Raw genomic sequence first — 20,341 nt, forward strand, 5'->3', positions numbered from 1 at the left:
TCTTTGGCCGGCGTCGACAGGTTACCAGGTCAACCCTTCGTAGTCCATCCTGTCGCGTGGCTCGACCGCGCGGCGCCCGTCGATGACGACCTGTTCGGCCATCGCATCGAACTCGTCGTCAAGGGCGCCGAACTCGTCCCATCCCGTGACGACGAGGCAAGCGTGGGCACCCTCGAGGGCCGCGGCTGCCGAGTCGGCGTACGCCAGGTTGGGGAAGTGATCGCGTATGTTCTCGGCGGCAACCGGGTCGTAGGCCACGACGTCAGCGCCACGCTCGCGGAGCCCCTCGATCACCGGGATAGCGCGGGAGTTGCGCACGTCGTCGGTCCCGGGCTTGAACGCGAGACCGAGGACGGCGACGCGCAGGCCGGCAACGTCCACGTGGTCGTCGAGGAGGGATAGAAAGCGTTCGGGTTGGCGGTCGTTAACCTCGACGGCGGCGGAAAGCATCGGTGGTTCGTACCCCTCCTCGCGAGCGGCGGCGATGATGGCGGCGACGTCTTTGGGGAAACAAGAACCCCCCCAGCCGAGCCCCGAGCGGAGAAATCGCTCGCCGATGCGGTCGTCGAGACCGATGGCGTCCGCCACCTCGTAGGCATCGACGCCGAACTCCTTGCAGATGTTCCCGATGTCATTGATGAGCGACACCTTCGCGGCGAGGAAGCCGTTGTTGGCGTACTTGACCATCTCCGCCGTCGTGGTGTCGGTCTCGACGACCGCCGGGTCGTCGGCCGCCGCGATTAGCGGGTCGAACACGTCGCCCATCACGGACCGAGTGGCCTCGTCGTTCGCGCCAAGGACGACCTTGTCGGGGTCCCGGAAGTCTGCAACGGCGGTCCCCTCGCGCAGGAATTCGGGGTTCATGCCAACGCCGAGGTCGTCGCCGAGTGTCTTGCCCGACTCCTCGGCGACGATGGGGGCGATGGTTTCGGCCGTGGTTCCGGGGACGACGGTGCTCTTCACGACGACGGTGTGGCGGTCGTCTTTCTTGGCGAGAATCCCACCCAGAGATTCCGCGCCAGCCTCCATGATGGAGAGATCGATGCTGCCGTCGTCGTTCTGCGGTGTCGGGAGACAGAGGAAAGTACAGTCGGTGTCCAGAACGGCGTGGTAGTCTGTCGTCGCCCGCAGGCGACCGGTTCCGCCGGGACCGGCGTGTTCGGCGACGAGTTCGGGAAGCCCCTCCTCGTGGATGGGGGCCTCCCCGGCGTTGATGGTGTCGACGACGGACTCGTCCACGTCGACGTTGACAACCTCGTGGCCCAGGTCCGCGAAGCAGGCCGCGACGGTCGTCCCGACGTAGCCGGAGCCGATGACGGAGAGGTGCATGGTCGGACTCTTGTCGCCGGCTCTCAAAAGAGGTCCGCTCTCAGCGCGACTCCCACCAGTCAACGAACCGCTCCATCCCCGTCTCGAAGTCGACCCGCGGCACCCAGTCGAGTTCGTCGCGGGCCCGGGAAATGTCCGAGACGTACACCTTCTGGTCGCCCTCGCGCCATTCGTCGAAGGAAATGTCCGTGCGCTCGCCGGTCTGGTCCTCGAGGAGGTCGAGGAACTCAAGGAGACTCGTCGTGTTCTCGGGGCCGCCACCCACGTTGTAGACCGCGGGCTTGCCCTCAGGGTCCGACAGGAACGCGTCGTAAGCCCGGATCAGGTCCTTCACGTAGAGGACGTCCCGGACTTGCTTGCCGTCGCCGAAGATTGTCAGCGGTTCGTCCCGGAGCGTCGAGATAGCGAAGTGGGCGACCCATCCCTGGTCCTCGTTGCCGAACTGCCGTGGCCCGTAGATGCAGGACATGCGGAACGCGGCGGCGTCGACGGCGCCCCTGTCGGCGTAGTCCTGCACGTATAGGTCGCCCGTGAGTTTCGAGACGCCGTAGGGCGTGTGCTCGCAGTCGTCAATGGACAGCGACTCGGGGATGCCGCCGTCGTACTCGGGGTCGTCGTACCAGTACCGCGTCTCCTCCTCTCGGACCGGAATCTCGTTGACGTTGTCGCCATACACCTTGTTGGTCGAGGCCATGACGACCGCAGGGTCGCTGTCCGCGTTGCGGGCCGCTTCGAGGACGTTGAACGTCCCCTCGGCGTTGACCTCGAAGTCCGTTCGGGGGTCCTCGAGCGAGGCAGTTACCGCGACCTGGCCGGCAGTGTGGACGACGGCGTCGTGACCCTCCACGACCTCCGCGAGGCGCCCCTCATCCCGAATGTCGGCTTTCACGCGATCGACGTCGGGGTAGTTCTCGGCGATGTACTCCCAGTTGTAGGCCGCGGTGTTCCGGCTCTCGTCGGCCGTCTCGAGCGTCTCGACGCGACTCAGGTTGTCGAGCGCGGTGACGTCCGCGCCCCGCTCGGCATAGTACTCTACGGCGTGGCTTCCGACGAAGCCAGCGCCGCCGGTGACGAGGACGCTGTCTGGATTGCTCATGGACTCACTTCAGCATCGGGGGTTATGGACCTTCCCCAATCGCGTCAGTCCTCGCCGACGAGGCCCTTCTCCTCGAGTTCGGCGTGGGCCTCCTCGAAGCGGTCCTCGGCCTCCTGCTCGCGGCCCCACTCGACGAGTTCCCGCATCCCCTCCTCGAATCCGACCTCGGCTTCGAAGCCGAGGGCTCCGCTCGCCAGGTCGGTGTCGGCGTAGCAGTGCCGAATGTCGCCCTGTCGGTAGTCGTTCGCGATTTCGGGGGCGAGGTCGTCGCTCTGGCCGTAGAGGTCGATGAGGGTCTCCGCCACCTCGTTGATGGTCGTCGGGTCGCCGGTGCCGACGTTCACCGCGACGTCGTCGGCGTCGGACTCCACCGCGAGGCGGTTCGCCCGTGCCACGTCACTCACGTGGATGAAGTCGCGGGTCTGCTCACCGTCCTCGAAGACCAGCGGGGGGTTGCCGTTCTTGATTCGCGAGGAGAAGATGGCGCAGACGCCCGTGTAGGGGTTGTCGAGCGCCTGTCGGCTGCCGAAGATGTTGTAGTAGCGGAGCGCGACAGTCGGGATGTCGTAGGCCCGGCCGATGGAGAGCGTGAGTTCCTCCTGGTCCTTCTTCGTGATTGCGTAGACCGACGTGCTGTCCCGCGGCTTCGACTCGGGCGTGGGCAGGGGTTCGAGGTCGGTCCCGCACGCCTCGCAGACGTGCTCCCACTTGCCGCGGGCCATCTGTTCGTCGCTACGGAGCGACGGGTAGCGACGCTCGTCGCAGTCGGGACAGCGGTACTCGCCCTCGCCGTAGATGGACATCGACGAGGCGACGACCATCTTCTTGAGGTCGACGTCCTCGTTGACGATGACGTCGAGGATGCGCGCCGTGCCGAGGGTGTTCACGTCCACGTACTTCTCTATCTCGTACATCGACTGGCCGACGCCGACGGCGCTTGCCTGGTGGTTGAGGACGTCGGCGTCCGCGAGCAGGTCCGCCATCAACTCGCGGTCGCGGACGTCGCCCCAGACGTACTCGGCGTCGTCGTTGAGGTAGTCTGGTTCGTCGTCGTGCACCTGGTCGGTGAGGTTGTCGACGACGGTCACATCGTAGCCGGCGTCGACGTATTCGTCAACGATGTGGCTGCCGACGAAGCCCGCGCCGCCGGTGACGAGAACGCTGGTCATGGTGGGACAACCGTGGAGACCGAAGAAAAAAGGTCGGTTTGGCCCTCGCGAGTGGGAACTGTTTTGAGGCCCTTCGGTACATAGAGGAGTGATGGAGATTTCGGTCGTCGTCCCCGCGCACAACGAGGCGGGGAACGTCGAACGCCTCGTCGAGGCGGTGACAGCCGTCCTCGACGCGCCGTCGTTCGAGCACGAGTACGAACTGCTCCTCGTCGACGACAACAGCACGGACGAGACGCCCACCATCTGTGACCGTCTAGCCCAAGAACATCCCGGCGTCCGCGTCCTCCACCGCACCGCCGACGGTGGGTTCGGAAACGCGATCAAGGCCGGCCTGACGAAGGCCCGCGGCGACGTCCTCATCCCATTCATGGGCGACCTGTCGGACGATCCTGCGGACATTCCGAAACTCGTCGCCGCCATCGAAGACGGGTACGACGTGGCCTACGGCTCCCGCTTCACCGAGGGCGGGTCCGTCGATGGGTATCCCCGGATAAAGCTCCTGTACAACCGGGCGTTCAACAACTGCATCCGCCTGCTGTTCGGCGTCCGCTCGAAGGACGTGACGAACGCGTTCACGGCGTACCGGAGGGAGGTCGTTGAGACCGTCGACGTCGACACGCTCGTCTCGGAGAGCTTCGACCTGACTGCCGAACTGCCGCTCCGGGCCCACATCGAGGGGTTCCGGAGTACGGAGGTGCCCGTCTCCTGGTGCAGCCGCGACGCCGGCGTCAGCAAACTCGACGCGACGCGGAAGGGGCCGCTGTACCTCAAGCGACTGCTCCACATGTTCGTCATCGGCAACGCCGTCGCGCTGTCGGACCTCTGGGACGCAGTCTCGACGGGCAGCCCGCTCCGGATGGTTGGCGCCAGCCTCCTCGGCGTGCTGATTCTCGTGGGGCTGTTCTCGCTGTCGGGCTACGAGGAGGTGTTCAGCATTCTCGCCGGCACCCAACCCGCGTGGCTCCTCGTTGCGGCGGGCGCCTACGGCGTCTCGTTCCTGTTCCGGACGTGGCGGTACCGGGTGTTACTTCGGACCTCGGGCCACCTCGCGAGTCGCGGTGGAGTCTTCAGGTGCATCATGAGCGGCTGGTTCGTGAACTTCATTCTCCCCGCTCGGGTCGGCGACGCGGTGCGGGGGCTTGCACTGAAGACGACGGAGGGCGTCCCGTTCGGCGTCGCGACCGGCATGGTCGCGATCGAGCGCGCCCTGGACATGCTCGTCCTCGGATTCGGGATGGTCGCGATCACGCTGTTCTTGCTCCCGGAGGCGGAGATGGGGCTGCTCGCGGGCGGCGCGTTCGCCATCGCCGCCGTCATCGTCTTCGGGCTGTTCGTGTTATACAGGTTCGAGCCGCAACTGGCCCGGTTGCTGGGAAAGCGGTTCCCCGCTGCCGGCGAGGCCATCGCCGCCCTCGTCGCCGCCCTCGAACAGACGGTCAAGAATCCGTTCGCGCTCACGCTCGCGGCGGCCCTGTCGGTCCCGGTCTGGGCGTTCGAGGTCAGCACCATCTACTTCAGCGCCATCGCGATCGGCGTCGACATCGGGCCGGTGGTCACCGCGACCGCCGGCATCGCGGCCTTCGTGGCACAGGCGGTTCCGGCCACCCCAGCCGGCATCGGGACCTACGAGGCGACGATAACGGCCGTGCTAGCGGGCTTCGACCTGCCGTCGAGTCAGGGAACAGCCCTGGCGCTCGTGGACCACTTCGTCAGGGTGGCCCTCGTCTACGTGGTCGGGGCGATCAGCCTGGTACACATCGGGTTCCGGTCGCGAGCGTACTTCCGGGAACGCGACGCTGAAACAGACGCCGACACCGACGTGGCGTCGGCGGTAGACGCCGGAGGAGGTGAGAACTGATGTGGGAGCGGTGGCGCTCGCTGGAGCGCGAGACGCGACTCGTCGTCGGCCTCGCCGTGGGGTTCGTCGCGTTCCGGGTGCTCGTCGCGTCCCTGTCGGGGTTCGGCTTCCATCAGGGGTGGAACGAGGGACACTACGCGCTGATCGCGCGCGGCTTCCTCGATCACTCCCTCGTCCCACGCTACGCCGGCCGCTACGTGTACAGCGTCCCGCCGCTGTTCCCCTACACGGTCGCGGCGTCGTATCTCGCGTTTGGAACGTCTGTCGTCGCCGCGCGCCTTCCAAGCATTCTCGCGACCGGCGGACTCATCGTGGCGACCTACGCACTCGGCCGCGAACTGTTCGACCGCCGGACGGCACTCGTCGGGTCCGCACTGCTCGCGGTGCTCCCGTTCGTCCAGCTGTACGGCGGGCGCGTGCAGACGGACATGCTGATGACCGCCCTTCTCACGGCGTCGCTAGCGGCCATCGTCAGAGGGTACGACAGGGCCGACGGGACGCGGTGGCTCGTCGCTGGCGGCGGTCTGTTCGCGGCTGCGGTCGCCGCGAAGCAGCCGAGCCTCCTCCTCGCCGGCGTCGTGATCGCGTGGCTCGTCGCCGATGGACGATTCGACCGCGAGACGATCAACCGAACGGGCGTCCTGATAGGCGCGAGCGCGGTCTTTCTGCTTCCGGTCGCCGCCTGGCTCGCCTTCAACTACTCGCTGAACCCGACCACCTTCGTCACCGACTGGCGTCACGAGCTGTTCTCGCGGACGTCGCCGTTCGCCAACGTCCGCCTCCTGCTCGCCATCGGCCTCAGCCTCGGAGCGACACCGCTCGTGCTGGCCGGTGCCGCGGTCGGCGTCTGGGAGGACGTCACGGCGTCGATACGGGAGCTCCAGCGACAGGGACTCGGGGCCCACGCGGGTCCCTCACCACTCACCTGGTGGCTCCTCCTGTTCGGCGCGTTTGTGTTCTACCGGACGCCGCAGGGCCACCAGTACTACGCGCTGGTCCTGATGCCGCCGCTGGCGCTCTTCGCGGCGCGCGGGCTAACGGTGACCGCCGAGCGGTTCGCCCCGGCCGTCCCGCGGCCGCGTCAGGTGGTCCACCTCGTCCTCGTTGCCGTCGTCGTGCTGTCGGCGCTCTCGGGGACAGTCGTACTCTTCGAACTGTCGGGGGAGTTCTCGGCCGCTGAGGGCGGCGGATCCCACGTCGCGGCCGACGCTGGCGAGTTCGTGGGTGACGAGGTACCCGAGAACGCGACGGTTCTCGTGGAGAGCGGATACAGCCGTCCAGTCATGTGGTACGTCCGGGGCGAGTTCCCGCTGGCGAACGTGTCGCCATACGGCGTTCCTGGACTGGACGAGGAGCGGATACGACGAGCGGAAAGTCGCTCCGCCGGGCCGGTGTACGTCGTCTATCCGGACCCCGCGTGGGCGGCGTTCCCGGCCGAGAACGCGACGGTCGTCCACCGGACGGAGTCGTATGACCTGACGGTGATGGCCGCCGTGGGCGCTTTCGTCCAGTCGGACTCGAAGTTCTCGATGTACCTCAACGACCGGGGCCTCGTGATCTATCGGCTGAACGGTACGGCCTAGAGCAGCTCGCGGTAGTCGGCGACCGTCCGGCTGAGCCCCTCGCGGAGGGGAACCGCGGGTTCCCAGTCGAATTCGGCCGTGATCTTCGAGATGTCCGGGCGGCGGACCTGCGGATCGTCCTCGGGGAGTGGTTCATGTGTGATGCCGCTCTCCGTGTCCACAACGTCCAGGACGACCTCCGCGAGTTCGCGGATCTCCATCTCGTCCGTGTTGCCGACGTTGAACACCTCGCCGGCTGCCGCCGAACGGTCTGCTGTCGCGACGGCCCGGATGCCCCCGATGAGGTCGTCGACGTAGCAAAAGGAGCGGGTTTGCGTGCCGTCCCCGTACACCGTCAGGTCATCGCCGTGGAGCGCCTGTGAGAGGAAGTTCGGAATGACCCGACCGTCGTCGGGTCGCATCCGCGGGCCGTACGTGTTGAAGATGCGGACGGTGCGGACGTCGACCTCGTACTGCTGGTCGTAGGCGACGGCGAGTGCCTCGCCGAAGCGCTTGCTTTCGTCGTAGGGCGTTCGCGGACCGCGGACGTTGACGCTTCCGTTGTAATCCTCATGCTGGGGGTGGACTTCTGGGTCGCCGTACACCTCGCTGGTGGAGGCGAGGAGGACAGTCGCGTCGTGGTCGAGCGCACATTCGATGGCGTTTCGCGTGCCCTCGCTGTTCGTCAGCGCGATTTCGACCGCGTGCGACTCGAAGTCCTCTGGACTGGCGCGCGAGGCCATGTGGTACACCTCGTCGACACGGTCGAAATCGGGGAGTGGGTCGCGGACGTCATGTTCCAGGCTCTCGAAGCGGTCGCTCTCGACATGCACGAGGTTCTCCGGCCGGCCGCTACCGTAGTTGTCGAGACTGGTGACGTGGTACCCGTCGTCGAGGAGCGTGTCCACGAGGTGGCTGCCGAGGAAGCCGGCGCCGCCGGTTACGACGGCGTGCGGGCGGCTCATAGGTTGATGCTGGAGTTGTCGCCGACGTTCAGCTGGTTCGCATCCCCGGTGACCGTCGCGTTGTCGCCGATGATGCTCTCATCGAGGTTCACCGTCTCGACGGCGGCACCCTCCCCCAAGATGGCGTCGCTCAAGATGGAGTTCTCGATGCTGGCCCCGTCGTCGACACTGACGTTCGGGCCGACGACGCTCGACTCGAGGGTGACGTCCGAACCGATGTCGACGGGCGGAACGACGACGCTGCCCTTCAGGTCGTCGGGGACGCTCGTCGTGCGGTCGGCGAGGAGCACGCGATTCGCCTCGAGGAGCGTCTCCGGGCGGCCGCAGTCGTACCAGTCCTCGACTTCAAAGGTGTGGAGGTCGGCCCCCTGGTCGACCATCCGGCTGAGCGCGTCGGTGAGTTGGTACTCGTCACCGGCGCCCCGGATGTCCTTCTCGACGAGGTGTTCGAGCGCCTGGAAGAGGCTCTCGCTGTCCTCGATGATGTACACGCCGCTGATGGCGTACTCGGACGGCGGGTCGTCGGGCTTCTCGACGAGGTCGACAATATGGTCGTCGCTACCGAGTTCGGCGACGCCGTAGTGCTGCGGGTCGTCTACGCGCTTGACACCGAGACTGCCGTCAACGTCTCCAAGGGATCTGTGAGCCTCCAGGAACTGCTCGTAGCCGTTCTCGAAGAGCATGTCGCCGAGTGCGATGAACACCGGTTCGTCCGCGGCGACGTGCCGGGCCTGATACACGCTGTGTCCGAGGCCCTCCGCGGCCTCCTGTTCGACGAACTCGAAGTCGAAGCGGCCACCGTACTCCTCGACGGCGTACTCGGTGATCTGGTCCTGCATCGGGCCGCCGACGACGAGGATGACCTCGTCGACGTCCGTCTCGGCGACGCTGTCGAGGATGTGGCCGAGGATCGGCCGGCCGGCGAGGCGCACCATCGCCTTCGGTTTGGTGTGGGTCTGGGGGTAGAGCCGGGTCCCTTGCCCGGCGGCCGGAATGAGGACTCGCATACCCTTTCTCCCCTTCGACCTTGTAAAAAAGCATCGCAAAAATGGCGTCGGGGCGACAGACAGATCGCTCCACGCCGGCCGCGTGTCCCGTCACTCGTCACCTATTTACCCACCGTTCAAGAAGTGACCAGCAGATGCGAGTCGGAATCGTCACCGACGCCTTCCCGCCGGAGGTGGGGGGAATCCAGACGTTCGCCGACCAGTACGTCTCTCACCTCGCGGCCGCGGACGAGGTCGACCACGTCGAGGTGCTCGCGTTCGTCCCCGGTGCGGACAAGCGACGTGACGGCGCCTCGATTCGCCGCGTCGACCGCGAGAACACGCCCGCAAAATTCGCAACCGGGCTCAGATGGGCCACCAACCACGAATTCGACATCCTCCACTCGTTGACGCTGTATCCGGGGGGACTCATTGCCGCGCTGTACGGCAGGATCAATCCCGCCGTGAACACGTACGCCACAGTGTACGGTCTCGACGCCATCAGCGTCGCCGACCACCCGATTCTCGGTCCCGTCCACAGGTTCATCTTCGCCTCGCTCGACGAGGTGCTGTTCTTCAGCGACTCCACGCGGGAGAAGACCCACGACACCTACGACACGGCCTTCGCCAGCCGTCGGATCTACCCCGGCGCACCGGTCTTCCCCGACGACCCGGGACCTGACCCGCTCGCCGACCGGGACCTTCCCCACGCGGAGTTCGTCGTCGTGACGGTGGCCCGCCTGGTCGAACGGAAGGGAATCGACGATCTCGTCGCTGGGGTCGCAGCGTGTGACGACATCGCGCTGTGGATCGTCGGCGACGGCCCAGAGCGTGCGTCGCTCGAGGCCCAGGTTCCCGACCACGCCGCGGACCGGATCGCCTTCCTCGGCGAGATCGACCACGACAGCCTTCCGCACGTGTATCGGCGCGCCGACGCCTTCTGCATGCCGTCGGTGTACCTCCGCGACGAGGGCGACGTCGAGGGGTTAGGGCTGGTCTTCCTTGAGGCCCAGCAGTTCGGACTGCCGGTCATCGGGACACGGAGCGGCGGCGTCCCGGAGGCGCTCGTCGACGGGGAGACGGGCTTTCTCGTCGACGAGCGGTCACCGGACGAGATCGCCGAGTGCATAGCAAACCTTCGCGACGACGACGCGCGGTATCGGGAGTTCTCGTCGAACGCCATGTCGTTCGTCGCCGAACAGTTCGCGTGGGAGGACTGCGTGACAAACCACCTCGCGGCCTACCAGTCGTGACCGGAATGTCGCCGCTCAGGCTCACCGTGTCCGTTCCCGGGACCTTCTGGGCCTTCCGGATCGCCGAGGCGGTGGCGGACCGCGGCGGCGACGTCGTGGTGTTCACGAGCGAGCCCGCGTTCGTGCGCTCGACCGACAGCGGCCAGGCGACGGTACGCACGATTCGGCATCCGTTCCTCGTCGAGCAAGTCGGTCATCAGGTGCCGTGGCCTGACCGACTCGTCGGTTTCACGGGGCTCAACCGACCGTTCCAGCGCTGGGGGGCGTACCTGTTCGACCGCGCGGTCGCCCGCAATCTCCGGGCCGAACGCGCCGCTAACGGCCTGTTTCTGGGCTTCGCCGGGGCCTGCCGAGACTCGCTACGGCGGGCGAACGACCTCGGGTACACCACCGCAGTGGAACGGAGTTCGACCCACATCCGGACCCAGCGGGAGCTCCTCCGAGCGGAGTACGAGCGGTTCGGCGCGACCGGTCAGCCCATCTCCGAGCGCCACGTCGAACGCGAAGAGCAGGAATACGTGGCGGCCGACTACGTCGTCACGCCCTCCGAGTTCACAGTCGAGTCGTTCCGGGACCAGGGGGTCGACGCGGAGAAACTGGTTCGGATTCCGTTCGGGACTGACGTCGACTTCGAGCCGCCGACTCGCGGCGGCGAGGACACGGTGACGTTCCTCTTCGTCGGCCACGTCTCACTCCGAAAAGGGATCCAGTATCTCTTGCCGGCGTGGAAACAACTCGAGCATCCGGACGCGGAACTCGTCGTTGCGGGCCGCATCGACGACGCGGTGGCCGACATCGTTGCCGAGTACGCCGACGACTCGATCCGCTTCGAGGGTTGGGTCGACGACATGGCCGCGCTGTATCGGGAGGCGTCCGCGCTCGTCCTCCCGACGCTCGAGGAGGGGAGCGCCCGCGTCACCTACGAGGCGATGGCCTGGGCACTGCCCGTGGTGACGACGTCGCACTCGGGGTGGGTCGGCACGGACGGTGAGCACGGGTTTTGGGTGCCGATTCGGGACCCCGAGGCGCTGGCCGACGCAATGGCGCGATTGTGTGCGGACGCAGACCTGCGGCGTCGGCTCGGTGAGAACGGGCGGGCGCTGGTGGAGCGCGAGTACACGTGGGCGGACTACGGTGAACGGGTGTGGAGGGCGTATCGAGAGATGGTGGGAACGAAAGACTAGCTCTGCCGTACTCAGACGGTTGGTACGGAAGTGGAAATTATTAACCGCGCCCATCACCCACCCGGAGTACGCAACCCCAACTGGAGCAGGTCAAACAACACATGAAACCATCTGCGAAATCGAATCTGACGTATCTCGCGTGTCTTTTGACCTCAATCGGAGTCGCAGGTCTGTTAGCGGGCCACGTGCTATTCGGCCGCTTTGGCTGGACTTCCGCACATACGAGACCGCGGTAGAGGTCTTCTTCGCCGGTGGGAACCCGTACGACCTCCAGACGTTACGGGCGTACGGACACGGGTATCCGTTCGTCTATCCCCCGGTCACTCTGCCCTTCCTGGCATTGCTCACTGTTCTGCCTCGGTTCTTCCATCCGCTCTACATGGTACAGTACGCCGTCTTCGCCGGCATCTGCATGTATGTACTAGCCACGCTCGTTGATTCTCGCGATCCGATCAGGGAGTGGATCTGGACGACGACCGCGGTAACGTGTGGGTTCGCCGGCACCTACTGGACGTTACTGTCGGGGAATTCGGACGTGATCGTACTACTGCTGCTCTGCCTCGGACTGGTGGCTGTAGCGAGTGAACGGTGGTATGTGTCTGGTATCCTCTTCGGTATCGCCGGGTCCATCAAGATCATTCCGCTCGTCGCCACGGGGACGTTTCTCGTGACGGATGCATCCCTTCGCGACCGTGTTTCGGGGGTTTTCGGCGCCGTAACTGGCGCAGTCCTCGTCTTCGGATCGTCTGCCCTGTTCTTCGACGCGCTGTTCCCTGCTGAGTTCCTGGCGTCGGTCCGGTCCGAGGGCGGTGTGACGGCTATCGCCGGCGAGGGCGTCGTGACGAACTTTCCGTTGCTCTACCTCTGGCAGGACATCGCCCGTTTGGCCGGCGTGTCCCATGCCTACGGCATTGCGTTCCACGGCATATTCTCACTCGCAGTGATCTCCCTGGGGATTTGGTGGGTCCGACGAACCACCCGTCCGGAGGCCGCCCTTGCGCTGAGTCTGCTCGGAACGCTTCTCGTGTTCACGCGGATGAAGCCCTACTACACAGTGTATGAAGTCCCCGCAGTCGTACCGATTACGGCAGTACAACGGAGGGATAACAGCGAACTCGTGAGGTGGCCGGACGTGATACTGGTCGCTGTCATACCGTTTATCGCTAAAGTGTTCTACACGATGCTCTCGCGGGAGACGATCCGGTCGTTCCACCCAATCGCGACGATGGCGCTCCAGTACGCGCCAATTCTCGTATTGCTTGGTTGGGCCGTGTATCGCTTTCCGGCCGGCGAACTCTCGGTTGCCGACAGGGTGAGGGGTTTTCGGGACGCGGCCAAGCGGAGGGTCAAATGAACGCCCGGGCCACACTCACTCGATGTCGGATGTCCGGTGCCTTCGTCTGCGCTCGGAACGCTTCTGCCAGATCTCGGGTGCCTCACGGACGAGGGATGCGTAGGCCCTCGCGTACTGAACGATGCGGTCCCCGCGGTCCGGGGCAAACAGTGCACCGGCGAAACTCCGCAGTTCGTCGACAGCCATGCACGGGAGCCATCGAGCCGGGTAGTTGATGGCTTTGAAGAGGATCTCGTGTTTCCGCATCAGGAACATCACGCGTTCGCTCTCGTCACCGGCAGATCCGTCGTGGGTCACGATGCCATTGGGGTTGTACACTACACGATACCCGTCCGCGCCGACGCGCCAGCAGTAGTCCACCTCCTCGAAGTAGATTGGAGCGAAGATTTCGTCTAACGTTCCGACTTCGGTCACGACGTCATTGCTGATGAAAAAGACGGCCCCGCTCACCCAGTCGACATCCTCGACGTCCACGGTCTCTCCTTGGTCGACGATGCGTCGCTCCCCGCCAAAGGGACCGAAGAAGCCCCCAGAGTGTACGCTTCCGTCCGGGAATCGGAGCTCAGGACCCTGGACGCCAACGTCCGGATTGGCTTCCGCGTACTCCACCAGCGGAGTGAGCCAGCCCTCCTCTGGATCGGCGTCGTTATTGAACAGCACGTAATAGTTCGCGTCCCTGGACTCCATAACCTGGTTGTGGGCCGGTCCGAAGCCACGGTTCGTCTCGTTCTCGATCAGTCTAACTTCGGGGAACGCCTGCCGGATGGCCGTCACGGATCCGTCTTCACTGCCGTTGTCGACTACTACAATGTCTACGTTCGGATAGTTCGTCTGCGTCCGAAGCGCTTCGATGCACTCGATAGTCTCCTCGCGCTGGTTCCAGTTTAGGACCGAGATGACGACGCGGGGTTCTGTGGAGTCAGTCATGCTATTTTGGAGTTAGTCCGGCAATCGATGGACGGTTGTCAGCCCATTACAGAGGGGATCGTGCTCGATCACGTAGTTCGACTGGACGGTACTGAATTCTGAGGATTCATCGAATTCTGCGTCAAATCGAGACTCCAGAGCGCGAATGACTGCTCGCTCATTGTTCCATGCCAGCCCGATCGTGCCGTCGGAGCGCCGATACAGTTTCGTAAGGTTCGTGTCGTGGAAAAATACAGTCGCCCGCTCGGCGAGGTTGGGAAACCATGCATCAATCTCCCCCAGCGTCTCGGCGAACTCGTGAGTCGTGTCAATGAACAGAACGTCGATTTCCCGACCCACGCCGTTCTCGTCCGCCCACGATGGAAATTCAGCGCCGAACTCGACACCGTTGGCCTGGACAAAGTGCCACTCCTCATAGTCAGAGACGTTAGAGCAGTCATCTAGATCGACACTAACCAGGTCGGCGTTGCACCTCTCCGCCACCCGTTCGAAGACGAAGGTAGATTCACCGCCCCGTACACCGACTTCTACTATCGTCGCAGGATTCTGCTTCAGAGACTCAGTATAAAGATGGTGCAGATGGTCGCTGAAATCGGTCGGCTCTCGCGCCCGCGACTCGACGGCCCGGTACCGGTCGTCGTCAGTCGGTGGTGCGTAGGCGGCTCCCACGAAGCGATTGTACCATCGAACCGCTCGCCACAGGACGAGATTGTCGAAGAGAACCTCTACACCTGCTGCAACACCGGCCTCCCTGAACGCACCAACAGCCTCGTCGAGAAAGTTACGCGAGCTCAATGGCAGTCACCTTGAATACGTCTGGGTAGATCCCGAGTTCAAACTGCCGGTTTACGTCGATTTTCCGGTCCCGACAGTTCCGTGGAACAGTCATCTGTCGCCTATTCAAACAGATCCGTTTTTCGTCAGATACCGTCCAATATTCACTTCCACGGCGTTATTCTCGGGTGGCAACGAGGTGGACCTCATCAATCGACTCGGAATCGATCCGTTCGACGACGAAGCCCCGGGACTCAAATCGCCCCCTGATGTCGGCGAGGCTCGAGCCGTAATCCCTCGCCGAGTCGCGCTCCCCACTGGTCGGCTGGTGGACCTCGCAGAACACGGTCCGGACCGCGTCCCTGTCGAGCGTCTCGGCCATGCCCGCCAGCACCAGCGGTTCGGCCCCCTCGACATCGATCTTCACGATGTTCGGCACCGGGACCTCTCCCGATGCCACGAGGCTGTCCACGTCCACGGTCTCCACCTGGAGTCCGTTGCTGCCGTCAGGGGAGATACCGCCAATCTGGCTCCCGACGCGCTCCTCCGGTTGACTGAAGCTCGTAGTACCCCGGGTTTCAGAGGCGGCCACCGCCTCTATCTCGACGTTGTCGGCGTTCAGCGCGGCGTTCGATCGGAGTACCTCGACGTTCGGCGGGTACGGTTCGAAGGCGACGACCGTTCCTTCGGTGACGCAGTTGGCCGCGAACGCCGTGTACAGGCCAAGGTTGGCCCCGATGTCGAAGAACACGTCGTCCGCGCGCAGAGTCTCGACCGTGCGGGCTAACTGGGGCCGCTCCTTGGCGAACATCCACCTGATCCGCTCGATGGCCTCGTGGTTCGACGCGTCGAAGCGGGCCGAGACGCCCCCGACGGAGAACGTCTGGACGCCCCGGCACTCGCAGTACGCGTTGTAGCATCTCCTGGCGAGCGCCCGAAGACTGACCCGCAGAGACCCGCCGGGCGAGAGACCGCGTCCGTTCATCGATCGAGACCTTCCCACGAGAGGTAATAGCGCCTGCGGTTCGGGTTCCGACGCACGCGGTGACGAAGCGCTCGGCCCGTCGTCGCATCGTTTCGGCCCATCATCGAGAACAATCGGGGAGCGAACGGCACCGAGGGATGAGCGAGCGTTCCTGATGGCTACACCTATGAAGGTGCGCGCGGACTCTCAAGCGACTACGCAGCATGACGAGCGAGACCATCCTGTTGCTCGGAAGGAACGAAGGCGGGGGCGAAGCGACGTTTCTGGAGACGGTCGATGAGCTGCTCGAATCCGACGATACGTACAGCCATACGTTCCAGTCCGAATCTTCAGAGGGCATCCACAAGACCGTACTGGAGTACTTCAATCTGCTCCGATGGAAGTTCTTGTTCCCCGAACCCGAACCCCTGTACTCCGACGAGAACCTCTCCGACTACGATATCGTTCACGCGCATTCGAACCCGGTGGTGCTGAAGGACTCGATTGACGTCCCCTTCGTCTACAGCGCGAGCGCGAGCAACTATCACTACCTGCGAGATTACTACGAGTGGTCAGAGAGCAAAATCGAACGACGCCACGCGGTTGCCAGGGTCGCCTACAAACTGTTACAGCTCCACGACAGAGCCCTGAACACCGGTGCTGTGGATCGGTTGCTGATATGGACTGAGTTTCCCAAAGAGTACTACACGCGAATCGGATACAGCGAAGACCAGATAGACGTCATCTACCCGTCCTGCAGGGACTTCGGCGACGGTCAGACACCCCACAACGGGACGAACGTCCTGTTCGTTGGGAAAGGGGGACGAAAAGGGGCTGGAATCGCTGTTGATGCGTTTCAGAACGTCCGGAGCGGAACGCAAGAACTGACGCTTCACTACTATCACCCACCCGGGGAGCAACCGGATTATGCTGGCGAGGGCGTCCGCCTACACGAGTACGTCCCCCATGAGAAATTCCGGACGGAGGTGCTTCCGAAGATGGACATCCTGGTCTCCCCGACGAAGTACGAGAGCTACGGGTACACGCTGGTCGAAGCACAATCCCACGGGATTCCCGTCGTGGCTACGGACCTTCCCGTAACGCGGGACATCCTCGGGAAGGGCGCGCTCCTGCCATCGAGAGACAGGAATTCGTTCACACGCGCACTCGACTCTCTCGTATCTGACCCGACGTATCGGGCCGAGATGGGGAATCGGGCACGGGCAAACTACGAGGCCCGCTTCACGACGGCGGCCTTTCGCCAGAGGCTGTATGACTCGTATGACCGAGCGATGGACTAATGAACCAGGTACCCCGTACCCCGGATTACCAGTCTCTCCCGTCTATGCTTATAATGACTCAGCATCACGAACCGGGTACAGATGAGTAATTGGCCAGATGCGACGACGAGGAATTGCCTCGTGGTCGTCCTCGATACGGTCCGTGCACAGAGTACGTACCTCGAAGGCCGGGAAACCACCCCGAACATGGAGGAGCTAGCCACTACCGGCACGTCGTTCGGCCGTGCCATTGCACCAGCTCCCTGGACGCTCCCTTCTCACGCGTCGATGTACACGGGCCTGCATCCGACCGAGCACGGAGCGACACATCAGCACAAGTACCTCGACGACGTCCACACGACACTCCCGGAACAGCTCAACTCGGCGGACGTGCGGACGGGTCTCTTCACGGCCAACATGTTTCTCACCGAATCGTTTAATATGGCGAAAGGGTTCAACGAGGTGTCGTTCATCCGGGGCCAAGACAACAAGCTGTTCGACGCTGGTCTCGATCCGATTCAGTTCCTGAACGAACGCGACGAAGACGAAGGGATCGGACGGTTCACCGAAATCGCACGCGCCATTATAGACGGTCCCGTTGGGAAGAACGCCGCCAACGCCCTCTACTACAAACTTCAGGACACGTACCGGCGTCAGGTCTCTGACCTCGAACCCCCTTCATGGGACGAACGGGCTGTCGCAGACGCACGGGAGTTCGTCTCGAAGACCGCCGCCGAAGACCAGCGGTTCTTCGGGATGGTGAATCTGATCGGCGCGCACGGTCCGTGGGAGTTCGACCGTGAGCGACTCGCCGCCGTCGACGTGGTCCCGGAAGACATCGCACCCATCGATCGCTGGAAGTCCGTCGCTGCGAACTCTGAGGCCCAGTGGCCCCACGCTGCGGGCGAGGTGACGTTTGATGCCACCGACCGGAAGATACTGACGCACCTCTACGAGGCATGGGTCCATCGCGTGGACGAACTGGCAGGGGAACTCGTCGGCCACTTGGAACGCGAAGGCGTCCGAGATGACACTCTCGTCGTCGTGACGGCCGATCACGGCGAGTGTATCGCGCGTGACGGTGTCCTCGGTCATGAACTCACGGTCGACGAATCTGTGGCGCACGTCCCGCTCGTCGTCGACGGCCCGGGTGTTCCGGATGAGACTGTCTCGGAGCCAGTCAGTCTGACCGACCTTTATGGGACGATCCGGTCCTCGATGGGCATCGCCGACGACGAGCGGCATCTCTGGAGCGAAGAGAGCCGAGGGCGAGCATTCGTCGAGACGCATCCGATCGACCCGGACACAGTGGGTGACCAGTACCGTGACGCGGCCGCACGCTTTGGCTATCGCTGCGCACTCTTCACGTCAACCGGATGGGCGGAACGTCGAGAGCGGACCGACGAAACGTTCGGGGATACCGAAACGCTACGTGAACTCGACGCACTACGGGCCGATCTGACCGCACACGACGCGTCGAGAGACGACCACGAACTCACGGCCGAGGTCGAGGACAGACTCCACGAACTCGGATACAAGAGCTGACAGTCAATCGGCGTACCCGAGCGCTTCGAGTTGGTCGCCGATCGCCGATTCGTCAAGTGCCGCTTCCCCGTGGAGGTAGTTATCGGGAACATCCGGAACGTGGGTCCGCTCGTCACGGCCGCTCACGTTCACCCATGGCACCTCCCTGACGACACTCAGCGGGATGCCATTCGGATGGCCGTAGATGCCCCACTCCCCGAGCCCATTTCCGTGATCTGCGCTCACGGCGACATTCGCGTCAACGTTCTCCAACAGCAGGTCGACGTCGTCCAGAACCCACTCGAGGTTGTCGAGATAGGCAGTCCAGAACTCTCTGCGGTCGATCTTTCCGTCCCGCAGTTCGACGAATCCCAGTCCCCAACCGGTGTCGGTTTTCACTTCTTCGAACCACTCCGGGTGAGACCGAAACGGGGTATGGGGTTGCATGTAGTGGACCACGAGCTGTTCGACTCCGAGTTCGTCTCGACGCCGCCAGACGTCGATGGCCCTGTCAGTGACAGCCCGCGGTTCGATGAATCGAACTCCGTCCGCGAGTTCGAGATTTGCCTCTACCTCGCTGAACGCGGCGAATTGTTCGACGTCGAAGTCGTGGACGAAGAGGTTCGAGGTGACGTACCCCGTCTTCGAGAGCGATCGGTCGGTATCGAAGTGCGCGTCCATCCAGCCGTGACTCGAACTCGCAGGGGATCGAACCGTCTGGAGGTCTTCGGCGGATGGCAACCACGGGTGGTCTCCGGTCGAACACGCTTCGCGCATGAGGTCCGGGCGACAGGCGTCCAGCAGAACTAGGATGTCCCATTCGTCGGACCAGAATATCTTACCGTCGTCGAACAGTGGTGCGCAGCCACGGACTGCGCCAAGGTACAGTTCTTGTGCGGCATGTTTGGCTGCGAACGACGGTCCGTCGCTGCGGATGTTAGCGCTCGTCGTCCGAATCCAGTCCGACAGACCCATTGTAGAGGCGAGGTCGTGGTGTGCGTATAGATGTTACTGTCTACCGATGCAAGCGGATATCGATACACACTCGTTTCCCGGTAGTCTAGCCTATCAGTATATGGGTATCTCCGACTGGGGTAACCGAATCCGAGACGCAATCGAGCGCGAGGGGGTCTGGCGTGGCCTCAGTACGGCGCTCTACGAACTGCGCGTCGGAGCCATCCGCCGCCTCGCGCAACGATCACACGAACCGGAGTACATCTGGGATCGCGACTGGGACGTGCTCGTGGTTCTCGACGCTTGTCGCCTCGACATGATGCGAGAGGTGGCTGGCGAGTACGAATATATCGACGTTGTGGAATCACACACGTCGGCAGCGACCAGTACGACCGCGTGGAGCAAGCAGAACTTCGCCCCACAGTTTGCGGATGAGCTTTCCGAGACGGCGTACGTTACGGCGAATCCGAACTCGATCACCATCGGGGACATAATATTACCGGAGACGTGTTCCTGTGGCGTACCACTCTCACACGACCACCGTGCGGTGACCGTGGCCTGTCGAGAGTGCGGAAAGCAAGTTGTGGGGGATCGCCAGCACCCCTTCATGATATTCGACGAGGTCTGGCGGGGGAACTGGAATGACAGCCTCGGGACGCTATTACCAGATACGGTGACTGCACGCGCCGTGGAAGCCATGCGAGAGGAAGCACCCGAGAGGCTGATCGTCCACTACAACCAACCGCATCACCCGTTCGTCGCCCGCGACGGAGACGGAAGGCGGACTGAATTCGATCTCGGGGAGGGAACGAACGTGTGGCAGGAGCTCCGCGTCGGCAACGTCTCCAGGGATGAAGTTTGGGATGCATACGTCGATAACCTGCGATACGTCCTCGACTCACTCCCAGCCCTGCTCGAGAACATCGACGCAGATACTGTCGTTATTACCTCAGACCATGGAAACGCACTAGGTGAGTGGGGAGTGTACGGCCATCCATATCCCTCGGTTCCCATCGAGCCGCTTGTGAACGTCCCGTGGATAGAGACGCAGGCCCAGAACGACAGGGGCGACGAACCGTCTGTCATCGCGGACGAACCTAAGTCCGACGAGGTCGCTGGAGAGGTCAATGAACGTCTCCGCGATCTCGGATACGTCTAA

At 63.7% G+C, this 20,341-nt stretch carries 17 protein-coding genes; 8 read left to right on the forward strand and 9 right to left on the reverse strand.

From position 1 onward, the window contains the following. Positions 1-21: 21 nt before the first annotated feature. From aglM to K6T25_RS01945, 3 genes are read right to left on the reverse strand one after another with little or no spacing between them, the layout of a single operon-like run. Complete coding sequence (gene aglM, locus K6T25_RS01935) at positions 22-1,329, reverse strand: UDP-glucose 6-dehydrogenase AglM (RefSeq protein WP_222916021.1); 1,308 nt, start codon at positions 1,327-1,329, stop codon at positions 22-24. Between the two features lie 40 nt (positions 1,330-1,369). Next, a complete protein-coding gene (locus tag K6T25_RS01940; protein ID WP_222916023.1) occupies positions 1,370-2,425 on the reverse strand; it encodes an NAD-dependent epimerase/dehydratase family protein in 1,056 nt (351 codons plus the stop codon). Positions 2,426-2,469: 44 nt separating this feature from the next. Continuing rightward, a complete protein-coding gene (locus K6T25_RS01945) occupies positions 2,470-3,594 on the reverse strand; it encodes an NAD-dependent epimerase/dehydratase family protein (RefSeq protein WP_222916025.1) in 1,125 nt (374 codons plus the stop codon). Between the two features lie 91 nt (positions 3,595-3,685). Here K6T25_RS01945 and K6T25_RS01950 point away from each other — a divergent pair, with 91 nt between their 5' ends. Further along, a complete protein-coding gene (locus K6T25_RS01950; RefSeq protein WP_222916027.1) occupies positions 3,686-5,455 on the forward strand; it encodes a flippase-like domain-containing protein in 1,770 nt (589 codons plus the stop codon). Next, on the forward strand, positions 5,455-7,038 hold the full coding sequence (locus K6T25_RS01955; protein ID WP_222916029.1) for an ArnT family glycosyltransferase: 1,584 nt from the start codon (positions 5,455-5,457) through the stop codon (positions 7,036-7,038). Before K6T25_RS01950 ends, K6T25_RS01955 begins: the two co-directional genes overlap by 1 nt. Here K6T25_RS01955 and K6T25_RS01960 read toward each other — a convergent pair. Further along, positions 7,035-7,982: an NAD-dependent epimerase/dehydratase family protein gene (locus tag K6T25_RS01960; protein ID WP_222916031.1), complete on the reverse strand. Its 948-nt coding sequence runs from the start codon at positions 7,980-7,982 to the stop codon at positions 7,035-7,037. The genes K6T25_RS01955 and K6T25_RS01960 overlap by 4 nt on opposite strands. Then, entirely contained in the window at positions 7,979-8,989 is a 1,011-nt protein-coding gene (locus K6T25_RS01965; RefSeq protein WP_222916033.1) for a sugar phosphate nucleotidyltransferase, read from the reverse strand. Before K6T25_RS01965 ends, K6T25_RS01960 begins: the two co-directional genes overlap by 4 nt. Positions 8,990-9,123: 134 nt before the next feature. On the opposite strand from K6T25_RS01965, the gene K6T25_RS01970 reads away from it, so the two are divergent. The 3 genes from K6T25_RS01970 to K6T25_RS01980 all read left to right on the forward strand — a co-directional run bounded on the left by K6T25_RS01970 (position 9,124) and on the right by K6T25_RS01980 (position 12,759). Next, entirely contained in the window at positions 9,124-10,221 is a 1,098-nt protein-coding gene (locus K6T25_RS01970) for a glycosyltransferase family 4 protein (protein ID WP_222916035.1), read from the forward strand. Between the two features lie 26 nt (positions 10,222-10,247). Next, entirely contained in the window at positions 10,248-11,405 is a 1,158-nt protein-coding gene (locus K6T25_RS01975; RefSeq protein WP_222916037.1) for a glycosyltransferase family 4 protein, read from the forward strand. A gap of 139 nt (positions 11,406-11,544) precedes the next feature. After that, positions 11,545-12,759, forward strand: coding sequence for a glycosyltransferase family 87 protein (locus K6T25_RS01980; RefSeq protein WP_222916039.1), 1,215 nt, complete (start codon positions 11,545-11,547; stop codon positions 12,757-12,759). Between the two features lie 15 nt (positions 12,760-12,774). Here K6T25_RS01980 and K6T25_RS01985 read toward each other — a convergent pair whose 3' ends face one another. The 3 genes from K6T25_RS01985 to K6T25_RS01995 all read right to left on the reverse strand — a co-directional run bounded on the left by K6T25_RS01985 (position 12,775) and on the right by K6T25_RS01995 (position 15,271). Then, positions 12,775-13,686 (reverse strand): glycosyltransferase family 2 protein, encoded by a 912-nt coding sequence (locus K6T25_RS01985; RefSeq protein ID WP_222916041.1) that lies wholly within the window; start codon positions 13,684-13,686, stop codon positions 12,775-12,777. Between the two features lie 12 nt (positions 13,687-13,698). Next, positions 13,699-14,481 (reverse strand): class I SAM-dependent methyltransferase, encoded by a 783-nt coding sequence (locus K6T25_RS01990; protein ID WP_222916043.1) that lies wholly within the window; start codon positions 14,479-14,481, stop codon positions 13,699-13,701. A 157-nt stretch (positions 14,482-14,638) separates the two neighbouring features. Beyond that, on the reverse strand, positions 14,639-15,271 hold the full coding sequence (locus tag K6T25_RS01995; protein ID WP_222916046.1) for an FkbM family methyltransferase: 633 nt from the start codon (positions 15,269-15,271) through the stop codon (positions 14,639-14,641). A 377-nt stretch (positions 15,272-15,648) separates the two neighbouring features. Here K6T25_RS01995 and K6T25_RS02000 point away from each other — a divergent pair, with 377 nt between their 5' ends. Then, positions 15,649-16,725 carry a glycosyltransferase family 4 protein gene (locus K6T25_RS02000; protein ID WP_222916048.1) on the forward strand — a complete coding sequence of 359 codons (1,077 nt, stop codon included), beginning with the start codon at positions 15,649-15,651 and terminating at the stop codon, positions 16,723-16,725. 120 nt (positions 16,726-16,845) lie between these two features. After that, on the forward strand, positions 16,846-18,249 hold the full coding sequence (locus tag K6T25_RS02005) for a sulfatase (RefSeq protein ID WP_222916050.1): 1,404 nt from the start codon (positions 16,846-16,848) through the stop codon (positions 18,247-18,249). 3 nt (positions 18,250-18,252) lie between these two features. Here the strand turns inward: K6T25_RS02005 and K6T25_RS02010 are convergent, their stop codons facing one another. Then, positions 18,253-19,203: an LTA synthase family protein gene (locus K6T25_RS02010; protein ID WP_222916052.1), complete on the reverse strand. Its 951-nt coding sequence runs from the start codon at positions 19,201-19,203 to the stop codon at positions 18,253-18,255. Between the two features lie 100 nt (positions 19,204-19,303). Between K6T25_RS02010 and K6T25_RS02015 the strand changes: the two genes are divergently transcribed. Beyond that, positions 19,304-20,341 (forward strand): sulfatase-like hydrolase/transferase, encoded by a 1,038-nt coding sequence (locus K6T25_RS02015; protein WP_222916054.1) that lies wholly within the window; start codon positions 19,304-19,306, stop codon positions 20,339-20,341.

Origin of the sequence: Halobaculum rubrum (assembly GCF_019880225.1) — an archaeon.
In the GTDB taxonomy this organism is placed as follows: Archaea; Halobacteriota; Halobacteria; order Halobacteriales; family Haloferacaceae; genus Halobaculum; species Halobaculum rubrum.